Origin of the sequence: Pseudoalteromonas luteoviolacea S2607 (assembly GCF_001625575.1) — a bacterium.
Lineage (GTDB): Bacteria > Pseudomonadota > Gammaproteobacteria > Enterobacterales > Alteromonadaceae > Pseudoalteromonas > Pseudoalteromonas luteoviolacea_E.
In genome coordinates this window covers 14,610-29,100 of sequence record NZ_AUXV01000016.1, presented here as the reverse complement: position 1 = coordinate 29,100, position 14,491 = coordinate 14,610, and the positions used below count along the sequence as shown (strand labels likewise).

The window sequence follows — 14,491 nt, the reverse complement described above, 5'->3', positions numbered from 1 at the left end:
CATCTTGATTCTGTTAAGCAATCAGTGTGCCTGTATCTCTATCACAGCTTAATAAATTCAATACTACCCTTGTTCAGCTAAGGTGCTGTATCAGCGTCACCTGTGTATAAAGGTCACTATTCAGGCACCACCGCTGTGCACTCGACTTCAACACGTGCACCTAACGCCAATCCATTGGTAGAAAATGCACTTCTAGCAGGGTAAGGGCGGCTAAAGTACTTGGTGTACTCTTGGTTAAAGGCCGGCCACTCCTTTATATCTGCAAGCATTATGGTGCATTTAAAAATATCTTTCATAGCAAGGCCATGCGCTCCTAAGCTGGCTTTTATATTCTCCATGGTTTGCTTACTTTCTGCAGCGATCCCACCTTTAACTAGCTTAGTTGTACCTGGTTGGATCCCTATTTGACCAGAAAGATAAACCTTGTTATTCACTTTTACCGCCTCTGAGAAGGGTAGATTATGCCCTGCGGGTAATACCGCATATGAATTTAGGTACTCTATATGGGATTGACTTTTAGGCTCTGCAAATGACACACCTGTAAAAAGAGATAACACAATAAGGGGGATTGTGCTTTTTTTCATAACGATTCCTTGATTAGAAAGCTTTCAATTTCCAAAATACCATTGTTCGATAAAAAACCAAATTGCGTTGTTAAGTCAGCGACTAAACATGATTAATTTTATTGTAAATATTGATATGTGACGTTTAATTTAAGCGGGATGGGGCTTTAATTAGCGGGGTGAGTATTTAGATGGATGCTTAAAAGCCGTGTCAAATGCGTAGAAGAATAAAAAGAAATAGGAGAAATGAAGCGTAAAAAGAAGCACTTAATGGCTTCTTTTTACAAATCGATAATAACTTACGCTTTACGCCAAGTTGTTTTACCGGCGCTATCCTCAAGCACAACGCCCATTGCAGTAAGTGCATCACGCGCTTCATCTGCGGCAGCCCAATCTTTATTTGCACGGGCTGTTTTACGTTGCTCAATTAGGGCTTCAATTTTAGCCACTTCATCATCGTCCTGTTCGCCTTGCAAGAAGCTCTCAGGTGACTGTTGAGCAATGCCCAGCACCTCAGCGAGCTTAACCAGAATAAAGGCATGTTTACCAGCCGCTTGCGGATCTGACTCTTTTAACAAGTTTACTTCTTTTGCCAGTTCAAAAATAACAGGCAAAGCTTCTGGCGTATTGAAATCGTCATTCATTGCAGCCTCAAAGCGCTCAACATAAACATTGCCTTTAAGTTCAACTTCTACCTGCTCAACACCACGTAACGCTGTATAAATACGCTCAAGTGAAGATCGAGCTTGCTCTAGGTTTTCTTGAGAATAGTTTAGCTGACTGCGATAGTGGCCATTGATTAAGAAGTAACGTACCGTTTCACGGTCAAATGCCTTAAGTACTTCACGCACAGTAAAGAAGTTGCCTAAGGACTTAGACATTTTCTCTTTATTGACCTGAACCATACCAGTATGGATCCACGTATTCACGTAGCGGCCATTGTTTGCACAACAAGATTGTGCAATTTCATTTTCATGGTGCGGGAATTGTAAGTCAGAGCCACCACCATGAATATCGAAAAACTCGCCTAAGTGTTTCGAGCTCATTGCACTACATTCAATGTGCCAACCAGGTCTACCTTCACCCCAAGGTGATGTCCAAGATGGTTCACCTGGCTTGGCTTTTTTCCAAAGTACAAAGTCAAGCGGGTCGTCTTTACCTTCAGCTACTTCAACACGAGCACCCGCCTGCAACATATCTAAATCCTGTTGAGACAATTGCCCATAATCTTTAAACGTTGATACATCAAATAAAACATCACCGTTTTTGGCAACATAAGCGTGCTGCTTTTCAATCAAACGTTCGATCATTTGAATAATGTCGTCCATATGACCGGTTACTGTTGGTTCAATATCCGCAGGCAAAATATTCAATGCATCAAAGTCCTCATGCATCGCTTTAGTCATGCGAACAGTCAGGTCGTTGATCTCTTCATTATTTTCAGCTGCGCGTTTGATGATTTTATCATCTACATCGGTGATGTTACGCACATAAGTTACATCGTATCCTAAATGGCGAAAATAACGGTTCATCACATCAAACGATACATAAGTACGTGCATGACCTACATGGCAGAAATCATAGATTGTAATACCACACACATACATGTCGACTTTGCCTTCGACAAGGGGTTTAAATGGGGCCTTTTGGCGTGTAAGTGTGTCGTATATCTGCAACATGTAGTAATTTTCCTAAAGTTGTATTAAAACCACAGCATCATAACACTTGCACAGGCTTGTCTCTACTGTAAATACGCTAATTCTCACCTATTTGAGTAACAAAGTTTACACCGAAAAACTGTCAAAGTTATTTCAACGCTTTGTAGTTCAGCAGATGTACTATAAAATAGCGTTCTAATCTTTTTATTGTAATTCAAGGACCCATTATGGTTGTTTTACAAACAAACTTCGGCGAAATCAAAATCGCATTATTTGAAAAAGAAGCGCCAGCAACTGTGGCGAACTTTAAGAAATATGTTGAGAATGGTTTCTACACAGGCACTATTTTCCACCGCGTAATCGATGGCTTTATGATTCAAGGCGGCGGTTTTGAGCCGGGCATGAGCCAAAAAGAAGTTGATGCACCAATTCAAAATGAAGCAAACAATGGTCTTGCAAACAAAGTTGGCACATTGGCTATGGCGCGTACGCCAGATCCACACTCTGCTACAGCGCAATTCTTCATTAACGTGAACGACAATGACTTCCTTAACTTCTCTAGCGAAACTTCGCAGGGTTGGGGCTACTGTGTGTTTGCTGAAGTTGTTGAAGGCATGGATGTTGTTAACAAGATCAAAGGTGTTGCAACAGGTTCATCTGGCTTCCACCAAGATGTACCTCTAGACGATGTAATCATCGAGAGTGCTGTAATCACAGATTAATCCAAGGATTAAGAATGAGCGCTACGGCGCTCTTTTTCCAACAAGAGACCCCATGCGCAAAACCTATTTTATTTCTGATCTGCACTTAACTGAGCACCGCCCTGACATAACCAACGCCTTTTATTTGTTTCTCGATAACTGCATCAATTCAGATGTCGACGCTTTATACATCCTCGGTGACTTTTTTGAAGTCTGGATTGGCGATGATGAAGGTGACCCTCTGGCGTTAGACATTGCGCAAAAGCTAAAAAAAATCAGTGATAATGGCACTAAGCTCTTTTTTATCCATGGCAACAGAGACTTTTTAATTGGCCAAAAGTATGCGGACTTGTGTGGTATGACTCTTTTACCTGAGCAGACCGTCATTAACCTATACGGCACTCCCACCGTGATACTGCACGGCGATGAAATGTGTACACAAGATATTGAGTATCAGAAGTTTCGTAAAAAAAGCAGAGGCTGGTGGTGGCCACGACTCATGCTTGCTATGCCTCTTTGGTATAGACGCCGAGTCGCGAAAAATGCTCGAGAAAAGAGTAAGATTACACAAATGGGTAAAGCTCCGAGTATTTTGGACGTCACCCCAGATGCCGTGCAAAATATGTTTGATAGATTTGATGTCAAAAATATGATCCATGGCCACACGCATAGGCCACACGTGCACCAAGGTGCAAACCATACGCGCACTGTTTTGGGTGATTGGTATAGCCAAAGCTCTTACTTAGTAGTAACCGAACATGGCCAGTCGCTCGAGCAACATGGTTACAACGAGCACAGCCACTCTTAGCAGATGCTCGCGGTCGGAGTATTTATTAAGCCCCTTTCAGTTTGGCGATATAAGCAAAAGGCAGTGCTACAAACTTGTAGTAGCTCCAATGTACAGGTCTCTTGCGCGACGCAGGATGTGTCAACAATTGCGCTGCATATTTTAAAGAACGATGCTGAATGTGACGTTTAGCTAAATCACATATGTGTGCACCTACGTATTTTAAGACCATTGGCTTCAGCTTTTCAGCCACTCGTCCCTCTTTGATATCAGTTAAAAGTCGCTCAGCGAAAGGACATAGTTGCTGTGGTGGTGCCTGATCACATGCGCTATTTTGCGTACCCTGATAATAAAAACTCTCGATAACAGGTGTGTAGGCAATGCGAGAATACATTGCAAAGTTAATATAGAAGCTCTGATCTTCTCCCATCCACTCACCGCGTGGAAATCCGCCCAACTCATGAAAAACAGGCTTACTAACGACAATGCTCGACATGGTAAATGGTAAATCGCCACTGGCAGCAACGGCAAAATAGTTATCCATTTCATACCCACACGCATCCCACTTGGTTAGAGCAATTTTGGCGTCTTGAAATTCATTGTCGCCATAAACTTTTTGGTAACGCGTTGCATAAAGCCCCATATTAGGAAAGCGGCTGATCAAATCAGCAATACGCGATAAGAAAAACGGGGTCCATGTATCATCGGCATCCAAAAACGCCATATATTCATTACTGCAATGCTCAGCCCCAGTGTTTCTAGCGGCTGAAACACCTTGGTTTTCTTGATGAATCAACTTTAAATTTGGCACATTTAACGCTTCTACTTTAGCCACACTATCATCTGTGGAACCGTCATCTACAATGACAATTTCGTCCGCTGGACAACTCTGCTCAAGCACACTTTTAATGGTGCGCTCGATGCACTCACTCTTATTGTAAAGAGGGATTACGACTGAAAACTTGATGCTGTTCATATTCATTACTCCAATTCTTCATTGATAACGCGATAGCTTGCTCCACTGGTAAAGTCGGAGGAACACAGTGCCCAGCCACCAGCTTGTTTATGGTATTAATCACGCTTTCAGGCTCGTATTCGTTTGCGTCAAATTGATAATCTTGTGCCATGCCGATTTGTTTAGACCACTGCTTACACTTGCTGTGGTACTGCAGGTTTATAAAAGGGGTGTTCATCATATATGCATATATTGCAGCGTGAAGCCTCATACCAACGACAGCTTTGAACATCGCCATACTTTGCAGCATACGCAGTGGGTTGATTGTGTAACGAATACGCTTGATTGGTACGTAACTCGGAAGCTTGCTGATGATTTGATCATGAATTAGATTATCACCAAGTACACCATGGTCGTTAAGCTCGATTAAATACACATCTTCACGTGTGGTCTCCCAAACAGACGTGATGAGTTTAACTGCTTTGCGTACTCGCGCTCGTTCGTTTAAAGCATCCGTTTCACCAAACGCATTGGTGGCTTGCTGACAGAAGTTAAATGCGACACCTCTTCTGTCAATCGTGCGAATTGAGTCTCCGAAATAGTGCAACAATGAAGGCGCTAAATCAAAGGTCAGCGCGACGTTTGAACTTGGTGCGATAGACTTAGCTATTTCGTAGCTTTGCGCGTCTCTTACACCAATGAAATGGCATTTATTTAAAAATTTAGCACACTGCTTTTCATCTTTCGTGGTTTTAAATGCTTCAATGCCAACGCCAACTGCATAGCTAGATTCTTTACCGCACAGAGATATCATGTGGCATTTCTGTGCAATATCCTTACTAGAGTGCAGCACTGACCCTCCACCAAAGACAATCGTTTCCGCATCAAATGCGCGTTTGTAATTAGTTAAGCGTTGGTGCCCTCTAAACATCATCGGCCCCTGACCTTGTAACTCCAGCTGCCTCACAAGCCCGTATTGGCGACTTGCGTTGACGGCCACACTGTTGGAGCTAAATGCGTGCTTAGCGCCTTCAACGCTCGCTAACATCAAAGCGTCGTCTCCGCTATTGCGCATGCCGTAATATCCCACTACAAATATGTCGCTTTTGCTTTGCATGATTAGTCCTCAAATCTGAATGTCTGAGTAACTAATTGCAGACTGTGTGCCAATAAAAAACAAATTTTAAGATTCTGATTTTTAATAACATTAATAATTACAAAAGGACAAATATGCAGATTGGAAATTGAATTTTTGCATTTCGATAATAATTAGGTGGGAATTTTTTAAAATAAAAAAGTCGGCGCAGACAGCACCGACCCCTTGAAAACTCTACTTTTTAATATGCGCCTTTTGCACCTAGTACACACGGTACCGTTTTCAGTAATATTTTCACATCACTCATGATGCTTTGCTCTTGAATGTACTGCTCATCTAATTGCACTTGTTGTTCAAACGTTGTATCTGCTCTACCCGTTACTTGCCAAAGCCCCGTTAAACCCTGTTCACTGTTCAAGCGCGATAGCTGACTAGGTTCATACTGCGCAACTTCCATCTCTAAAGCAGGTCTTGGACCAATGAGTAACATGTCGCCTTTCACTACATTCAGCAGCTGAGGCAATTCATCAATTGAATATTTGCGAATAAAGCGGCCAATACATGTAATGCGAGGGTCATGGATATACTTTTGACATACCCCCTCTCTAGAGCTGTTTTTTTGTTCAGGCGCTTTAAAACGAGGATCGTCTTGCATATACATTGAGCGGAACTTGTACATGGTAAAACGACGACCATATTTACCTACCCGAACTTGCTTGAAAACACATGGACCTTTGCTCTCTAGCTTAATTGCCAACATTAGTAGGGCTAACAAAGGGCTAATCGCGAGTAAGCCAAGTGTTGCAACAGCACGTTGCAGCCATACAGGGATACCATGGTGGACACCATCCACACTGACTTTGCGTACCGCTTTGATTGTTCTTACTGTGGCTGTAGTTGAAATTTTGTTTGTAATTTCCATGATTAAAGCCCTCTGATAGATTGTTTTAAAACATAAACTCTGAATAAGAAAACTGGATTACCAATAACGTACCGCTTGAATTTGGCTTTGGGTTCTTGCATGAGACGCCAAATCCATTCAAGCCCTAGCTCACGCATCCACAACGGCGCTCTTGGGATAGAACCTGAAAAGAAGTCAAATAAGCCACCAACAGCAAGCGCACAACGACAATCAAGACGGTGTTTGTTTTGCGCCAGCCACATCTCTTGGCGGGGAGAGCCCAACGCAACTAGTAAAATGGTTGCGCCGCTATTATTAATTTTTTCGATGATTTCACTGTCATCTTTGAAATATCCATGGTGTGTGCCACGAATATCAAGGCCTGGGAACCGTGCTTCGAGCGCTTTACCTGCTTGTTCAGCAACCCCTTCTTTTGCGCCAAGTAAAAAGAAAGAGCTGCCAGTCTCTAAGGCCTTGCTGCAAAGTACGGGCAACATGTCGGTACCATTTATATTGTCGGCTAAGTCTATGCCCGCGTGACGAGACGCTAAGCGCATACCTGAACCGTCAGCGAAGTTTTTGTTACTTTGAGACAGTGTCTCTCGCAGCTCTGAATTACTAGCTGCTAGGTTGATGGAATTGGCGTTCAAAAAGTAGCCAACCTGACAGTAATGCTCTTTGGTGTGAGGCGCACATACCCAGTTCACAGCATCATCCATCATCGTGTTGTCAAATGGGATGCCAAATACAGAGGAATTTGCCTGTTTAGCACCGCCGTCAACATAGATACAGCGACATAGCAAAATTTTCAAAACCATTGCAAAATCTTTTGCCACGCTTTGCGCATTTTGTGCCGCCAATAAGCTAGGGATGTCTCCTGCCACCAGCCCGGTTAGACGATGCAGCTGCAAGCTGTCAAATACGCCTGCTTTGGCGCAAGGAGATTTAAACCTACGAACATTAGGAACTGACGTCTGACCCCAGATAATCGGCGTACCTACAAAATGAATATCATCACGCATAATATTGAAGACGAGGGCGCTGCTTTTAAAAACGCCTGCTTGCCATACATACAGCTCAACAACACCGCCGCCAATGTCTAGCCATTTTTGCTTCTTAAGAGGTGCACGAATAAGTAAAACACTCAGCACAGTGTTAAACGCAAAAAGTGGAAGCAAACAACCGATTAAAGTTAAAGCACAAGCAACTCTCACTATTCGACGAGCACAGCTTTGCTCTGTCGTTTTGCTTGCGTGATGTGTGATTTTATCGTCCAACATAATTCACCCTCAAATATTTTTATCTGAGGAGGGAGTAGCGAGGAGTGTGCCAATCCAAAATTAAATTTTAATCAACTGATTTTAAATGGAAAAACAAAACTTTTAAACTTGTTGGGTATATTAATTTCTTATTTTGCGAACTAAATCGAAAAGCTTTTTTTAAAATAAGAAAACGGTAAGAAATATAGTGAAGGCTATTTATTTTGTGCCAATTTACTTAGAGAACTCTGGATATAACCGAACCACGCGGTTGAATAATTTAGGAAGCTTATGCTGCACCACCTGTAGCTTTTTCTCCTGTTGGCCCATATCGTTTAAATCACACTTAAGCAAAATTTTACTCACTTTAAATATCACTTTATGAATTACTTTATCTGACCAACTATTTTTTAATGGTCCAAAATTAAAATGCCTTATGTAGTCATTCATTTCCTTAGCATAAGTATTGTTCCATTTTGGGGATATTAATTGAAACCCATCCCAAGCCTTTGCAAAGTGCGCAACATGGCCATTTTCACCCCACCCTATCCCTTCTGACTCCGCCACTGGCGTGCAAATCGAAGCCAATACTTCATTGATCCAATTCAATGCGGCTTGAGAGCGTTGCATCAGCATAATACCGGAGTTTATCTCTCCACTGTAGCCATGGGCCATATAGAGAAACTTATCTTCCTTTATAAGTTGTTCAACTGGTGGACAGGTTGGTTGAATGAGTGCATCAGCATCAACGAACAGCACCTTACTATAGCCAGCCTCTAATGCTGCTTTTAACAACAGAAGCTTTAACCAACAACACTCCACTCCTAACGAAGTGAATATAGGTCGAGATACCACAACATATTGGTAATTCATTTTTTTAGCGTATTGCTTATGGCTTTTAATACAATGACTATAGCGCCACTGATAGCCATTTAGTGCCACACTGAAAACTAAAGTCGTCGCTGCTCTATTCGTCATCACATACCCTCAAAAATATTGCTGCTATTTATTAATAAAGCAAAAGAACAGCATTTTGCCCAAAAAGTTATTTTCTCAATTTTAAAAATGAGAAAATAATTACTTTCAATATTGCGAAAATACGCCTTAAAACTCGCTTATAAAATGCGTAACCCACTGTTATATATAACAACTCAAATTTGGCATAGTTACTGCTCTCTCAGGTATATCATCAACTGAATACAAGGTTCTTACTATGAACTACTTAACTAAGATGTGCTTAGGAGCTGCATTGTGTGCAACAGCGTCACCAACGCTGGCGGTGCAGGTAGTGGATGGGCAATACGTATGGCAGTTTCAATCAGGACAGGCTTGGCCTAGCGGCTACAACCAGAATACAGGTAAGCCAGACAGTATGATCTATGCGCGAGACCAGTATAGTAGCGATTTCTTTCAACGTATAAGCAATGCGTTGCCAGAAGCTAAGGTAAACGAGGCTTTCATCACTGGTGATGAAGGTTCTACCATTCATCTAAACGAAGAAGCTGAGGTGTTTATCACCTTTATACATGAAGGTGCGGGATACAAAAACTCGTTTGGATACTTTACCTTCGACCCACAAAACCCACCAACTTCCGCAGAGGAAGTACAAGAAACCATCGTATTTCCGAACTTAAGTTACCCTCACTTAACCAATGGGCATCGGGTCAGCATTGGTACTTTCCCAGCAGGCACCAGTATCGGCTTTTTCGTTGCAGCCAATGGCTTTTGGTACTACACCGGCGTTAAGAATTGGCAAATTCCCTACTATTATTCAATCTCATCTTTAAATCCTGAACCTACAGAGGAATTGAGACAACACTGTGTACTTCTTTATGATGAGCAGGAACAAGAAGTGGTCATTGGCTTTGAAGATTTACCGCGCACATGGGGCGACAATGACTTCAACGACGCAGTATTCAGTGTCACTGCTAGCCCTGGTTCCGCAATCTCTTCAACCAACTTAGTGACCATGCCTGAGGCCAATGACAGTGACGCAGACGGGATCCCAGATGAGCAAGACGAGTTCCCAAACAACTACCGTCGCTCTCACAGCCAGTACTTCCCTTCTGAAACGGGAGTATCGACGCTGGCTTATGAAGATAACTGGCCGCAACGAGGCGATTACGACATGAATGACCTTGTAGTCAAGCAACGCATTCAAACCACGTTGGACGCGGATAATCTTGTCAGTGGGTTTATTTTACACGGCTGGATAACTGCGCGTGGCGCTGCTTTTGAAAACGGGTATGGCTTGCGTATAATGGGCTCAACACCAGACCTCATTGAAAGCGCCACTATTACCATCGATGGACAAAGCTTCGACAAGTCTGCGGAAGAGTTCCAAAGCAATGCAGTTCTTCAACTGTGGAGCAGTACACAGGTCTTCACGCAAACAGGTCAGTCAGGTCAATGTTCGCACTTTAACACAGTTAAGACATGTAATTATTTCGAACCAGTGCCTTTTACACTGGACGTTACATTTGCCGAGTCTCAAGCATCGCTGAACGTTTCTGATATGGACTTTTTCATCTTCAGAACCGCCGACAGAACAATTGAAGTGCACATGGCCGATTACCCGCCAACAGATTTATTTGACCAAACCCGATTTGGTAAGGTCGACGACACGTCTGATGCGAACAGTAACCGCTACTTCAGAACAGCAGACAACCTTCCGTGGGCATTAACGGTAAGCGAAGAGTGGAATTACCCTCGTGAATATATTGATGTGCTTTGGGCGTACCCTGAGTATGAAACTTGGGTCGAATCCAGCGGTGAACAAGCACAGAACTGGTACCTCACCAGCGACCGCGATACACACTACTATTTGCCAGAATCTGAGTAATGTTAGGAGACCATCATGAACACACTGCAAAATTTAAAAACAGCTATTAGTATGGCCTTACTGACCACCTTTATTACTGGATGCGGTGGTGGCGGTGGCGGCGACTCTGCACCGTCGAATACGACGAGCCAGACGACACAGCAAGCAACACCGGCTGACACCACTAGTCAAACCCAGACAACCAGTGAAAGTAGTGCAGCTGAAGACGCTAACACAGATGCCGCGATGCCAGAGCTCAGTTATGAACCTGAAGCGGCGCTTTTACAAACCGCAGCATCTGCTTCCACCGAGCTATACGTAGAACCCGACTTCAAGTTTAGAACCAGTGATGATATTTCACTTGAACTGGATGGACAAGATGTCTTCGGTGAATCATTGGCTGGTAGAGCGATAAAAGTTTATTCGTTCAGTATGGAAGTACCATCTGTTGAAGATGAACTAATGGGCAACAAACAATTAATCGCCACATTGCGTTTTAACTCTGCAGGGCAATTGCAGCATACACTGACAGTTCCTCAGACGACGCAAACTATGCTAATCAGAGTAGATGGTATGTTAGAAACCAACCAAGTATTGTTTAAATTGGACTCTAGCACCTCAGTAACCCATACCTTCAATTAATGCGCCTACGCGGTGTGCAACCATTAAGCACACCGCGCATTCATACAGCGCAACTTTTTTAAATAATTTCATGCACCTTCCCTCGCAACTTTGTTATCTTTAACTAAGCTTTTGCCGAGTAGTTACCCATTTCTTGGAATTTCAACAAAGGCAGTTACGTTTTAGCAAAAGTCCTTGGAACTCTGAAAGTTAGGCTGCTATATCTTAATAGAGAACAAAAATGAAAAAGGAGCGCGACCATGGAAAAGATGATGGGATTACATATCCTGCTAGTAGACGACGAGCCACATATTTTACGTTCTTTGAGTCGTGCTCTGCGCTCTGAACAATACACCATTCATACCGCTGAAAGTGGCCAACATGCCTTAGACGTATTAGCTCACGAGCCGATTGATGTGGTTGTTACCGACAAGAACATGCCCGGAATGACGGGCAATGAGCTGCTGGCCATCATCGCTGAAGACTACCCTGATACCATTCGCATAATGTTGACAGCGTTTACTGAGCAGGCAGCACTTATCGATGCAATAAACCAAGGTAAAGTATGGGGTTACCTGCAAAAACCTTGGGAAAACGACAATTTACGCATCACCATAGAACAAGCACTACAGACAAAAATGCTCATAGCTGAACGCAACATGCTGCGGGCTAGCCTTAAAAGGTATAAAAGGGAGCACCGCTCTCAATTTCAACGTTTTATTGGTAGTTCATTGGCTATGCAGGTTGTCTACAAGGCCATAGATAAAGCCGCTCCAAGTCGTGCAAATGTGTTTATTACCGGTCCCAGTGGTACAGGTAAAGAGCTCGCAGCTGAAGCAGTTCACAATTTGAGTCCACGCACTGAACAAGCGCTCATTTGTATCAACTGTGCAGCCATTCCATCAGAGTTGATGGAGTCAGAAATCTTTGGTCACGTGAAAGGAGCATTCTCTGGCGCCACCAACAACCGAGATGGTGCAGCAACTCTCGCCGACGGCGGCACATTATTTTTAGACGAAATTGGCGAAATGGACATGGCTTTACAGGCCAAGATCCTACGTTTTATTCAAACGGGTACATTTCAGCGTGTAGGTAGTGGCAAGACCGAGCGAGTGGATGTGCGATTTGTATGTGCTACCAACCGAAACCCGTTAGAGGCAATTGAACAGCAATTACTAAGAGAAGATTTGTTTTATCGCCTTAATGTCATTGCCATTGACATGCCTGCACTGGCTGAAAGAGATCAAGATCCTTTACAAATTGCCCTATTCTACCTGAATAAGTACAGTGAATTAGAAAATAAGCTCTTTGTTGGTTTTTCCAAGCGCGCCGAGCAATTAATATTAAACTACGCTTGGCCTGGTAACGTTAGGCAGCTCGAAAACCTGATACACAGTGCGGTTGTTATGTCTGATGGCCCGATGGTAAGTGAAGAAACACTGATGCAACAGTTACACTTGAAACCGGATGAATCGTTATTTACAGCCAAAGAAAAACCGCAGCCAATACCAACAATCCCACGCGCCTCTTCCTCCACATCAGACACGACCCAACAAGGTGGTGCGTTAAATATAGTGCCACTTTCTGAGGTAGAACGTTTTGCCATTGAACAAGCATTACAAGTTTGTGAGGATAATGTGGTCAAAGCCGCTGGCTTGCTCGAAGTCAGCCCGTCAACTTTGTACCGAAAAATTCAAAAATGGGAACCGTCTTAACGCCTTTTTTCTTTGCAATTCGATAATGCGATGCTTCGCATTCTGCAACTCAGTCAAATTGAAAAATAAGGTTTTGCATAAAAGCAATATAATACAACAACTTAAAAAATCTATATATTGGCCTGATTATTGATTAGTAAGGTTATTACTTAACCAGAGACTAACACTATGCAGGCAAGCAAATACTCTATCACGCTTCTTCTAAGAAACACTTCTTGGCTGATTGGCGCTGAAGTAGTTGCTAAGGCATCTCGCCTAGTGAGTATTATGGCAATGGCGGCATTTTTGTTGCCCGTGGAATACGGAGCAGCAATGCTTGCACTAAGTATTCACGAAGTCCTACGCCTTTTACTTCGTTCTGGTACTGGCGCTCAAATAATTAGAGCAACAGATCAGGAATTGCCATCTTTACTCGCCAACGGTTTATGCGTGCAATGGGTTATTTGTATCGGCCTATTTCTAGTTCAACTCGCTGTCGCATACTGCACCCACTGGTTGTTCCCAGAACACGATATCTTTGCACTCGTGGCGCTAATGGCTTTTACATATTTGGTGTTTCCCATTGTTAGTACCAAAGCGTTTCTTGTTCAACGTGAAAACCGTATGGCCTTATTCAGTGTGATTAGTAGTGTGTGTATCATCATTGAAAACTTTGCCATTGCTGTCGCTTTATACTTAGATGCAGGACTGCTTGCCATCGTTTACGCGAAGTGGGCATTCGCAATACTGTGGTTGGCCGCCTTTCTAGTGGTTAAAACGCAGCCACACCGTATTGGATTTGACCGTGTAATATTCATACGCCTGTTAACGACTTCAAGCCAACTCGCTGCTGCCGATGCGCTTCGCTCGCTAAGAATCAATATGGATGTATTCATCGCAGCAAGGTTGATGACACCTGAGTTATTTGGTCTATATAGTTTTGCTAAAAGTGCAGGCATTGGTCTTGCGATGTCAATTAGCCAAGCTTATATCACGGCGCTTTACCCTTATATCTGCCACCAGCAAAAAACGAACCCAAGCCACAGTCAAAGCAAGAAAATCGCCTTTGTGACAGCTCTTGTATCCCTAGTATTTGTTTGCCAATCAGCTTTGGTCCCTGCATACGTGCCATTTTTATTCTCAGCTGAATGGCAGGCGAGCTTTACCACCACCAGCCTGCTTTGTCTCATCGCAATCACGTCTGTTTGGTCAGATACATACAGTGCGGTATTACGCAGCAAAGGTCTTTTCCGTTTAGAAGCGCAACAGTGCGCATATTGCTTATTCGTTTCTCTCGTAGGGGTATTTGCTATGACCCCACAAACGCCAGAAACATTTGCCCTCGTACTACTTTTATCAAGCGTTTTATGGCTCGTGTTCCCAGCCGTAAATATGTTTATCAAATTCAGAACCATAAAGCCCGCGTAAGGAGCCC

The 14,491-nt window shown here is 43.1% G+C and carries 13 protein-coding genes; 6 read left to right on the top strand and 7 right to left on the bottom strand.

The genetic code is table 11. The annotated features are described in order from the left end of the window. Positions 1 to 116 precede the first annotated feature (116 nt). Positions 117 to 584 (bottom strand): RidA family protein, encoded by a 468-nt coding sequence (locus tag N480_RS09640; protein ID WP_063372302.1) that lies wholly within the window; start codon positions 582 to 584, stop codon positions 117 to 119. 278 nt (positions 585 to 862) lie between these two features. After that, complete coding sequence (gene cysS / locus N480_RS09635) at positions 863 to 2,242, bottom strand: cysteine--tRNA ligase (RefSeq protein WP_063372301.1); 1,380 nt, start codon at positions 2,240 to 2,242, stop codon at positions 863 to 865. Between the two features lie 206 nt (positions 2,243 to 2,448). Between cysS and N480_RS09630 the strand changes: the two genes are divergently transcribed. Both N480_RS09630 and N480_RS09625 read left to right on the top strand, forming a co-directional pair. Further along, entirely contained in the window at positions 2,449 to 2,943 is a 495-nt protein-coding gene (locus tag N480_RS09630; protein WP_063372300.1) for a peptidylprolyl isomerase, read from the top strand. 52 nt (positions 2,944 to 2,995) lie between these two features. Next, positions 2,996 to 3,730, top strand: coding sequence for a UDP-2,3-diacylglucosamine diphosphatase (locus N480_RS09625; protein WP_063372299.1), 735 nt, complete (start codon positions 2,996 to 2,998; stop codon positions 3,728 to 3,730). 25 nt (positions 3,731 to 3,755) lie between these two features. On the opposite strand, the gene N480_RS09620 is transcribed toward N480_RS09625, so the two are convergent. The 5 genes from N480_RS09620 to N480_RS09600 form a co-directional block, all read right to left on the bottom strand. Beyond that, positions 3,756 to 4,685, bottom strand: a complete 930-nt coding sequence (locus N480_RS09620; RefSeq protein WP_063372298.1) for a glycosyltransferase family 2 protein — start codon at positions 4,683 to 4,685, stop codon at positions 3,756 to 3,758. Then, entirely contained in the window at positions 4,642 to 5,781 is a 1,140-nt protein-coding gene (locus N480_RS09615; RefSeq protein ID WP_063372297.1) for a polysaccharide pyruvyl transferase family protein, read from the bottom strand. The genes N480_RS09620 and N480_RS09615 overlap by 44 nt, the downstream gene beginning before the upstream one ends. Positions 5,782 to 6,001: 220 nt before the next feature. Beyond that, positions 6,002 to 6,682 carry a sugar transferase gene (locus N480_RS09610; RefSeq protein ID WP_063372296.1) on the bottom strand — a complete coding sequence of 227 codons (681 nt, stop codon included), beginning with the start codon at positions 6,680 to 6,682 and terminating at the stop codon, positions 6,002 to 6,004. A gap of 2 nt (positions 6,683 to 6,684) precedes the next feature. After that, a complete protein-coding gene (locus N480_RS09605) occupies positions 6,685 to 7,941 on the bottom strand; it encodes a WecB/TagA/CpsF family glycosyltransferase (protein WP_081231817.1) in 1,257 nt (418 codons plus the stop codon). A 213-nt stretch (positions 7,942 to 8,154) separates the two neighbouring features. After that, positions 8,155 to 8,898, bottom strand: a complete 744-nt coding sequence (locus N480_RS09600; RefSeq protein WP_063372295.1) for a hypothetical protein — start codon at positions 8,896 to 8,898, stop codon at positions 8,155 to 8,157. Positions 8,899 to 9,133: 235 nt separating this feature from the next. Here N480_RS09600 and N480_RS09595 point away from each other — a divergent pair, with 235 nt between their 5' ends. The 4 genes from N480_RS09595 to N480_RS09580 all read left to right on the top strand — a co-directional run bounded on the left by N480_RS09595 (position 9,134) and on the right by N480_RS09580 (position 14,484). Next, entirely contained in the window at positions 9,134 to 10,762 is a 1,629-nt protein-coding gene (locus tag N480_RS09595; protein ID WP_063372294.1) for an LruC domain-containing protein, read from the top strand. A gap of 15 nt (positions 10,763 to 10,777) precedes the next feature. After that, complete coding sequence (locus tag N480_RS09590; RefSeq protein ID WP_063372293.1) at positions 10,778 to 11,383, top strand: hypothetical protein; 606 nt, start codon at positions 10,778 to 10,780, stop codon at positions 11,381 to 11,383. 239 nt (positions 11,384 to 11,622) lie between these two features. Then, positions 11,623 to 13,077, top strand: a complete 1,455-nt coding sequence (locus N480_RS09585) for a sigma-54-dependent transcriptional regulator (RefSeq protein WP_063372292.1) — start codon at positions 11,623 to 11,625, stop codon at positions 13,075 to 13,077. 168 nt (positions 13,078 to 13,245) lie between these two features. Continuing rightward, positions 13,246 to 14,484: an oligosaccharide flippase family protein gene (locus tag N480_RS09580; protein ID WP_063372291.1), complete on the top strand. Its 1,239-nt coding sequence runs from the start codon at positions 13,246 to 13,248 to the stop codon at positions 14,482 to 14,484. Positions 14,485 to 14,491 lie beyond the last annotated feature (7 nt).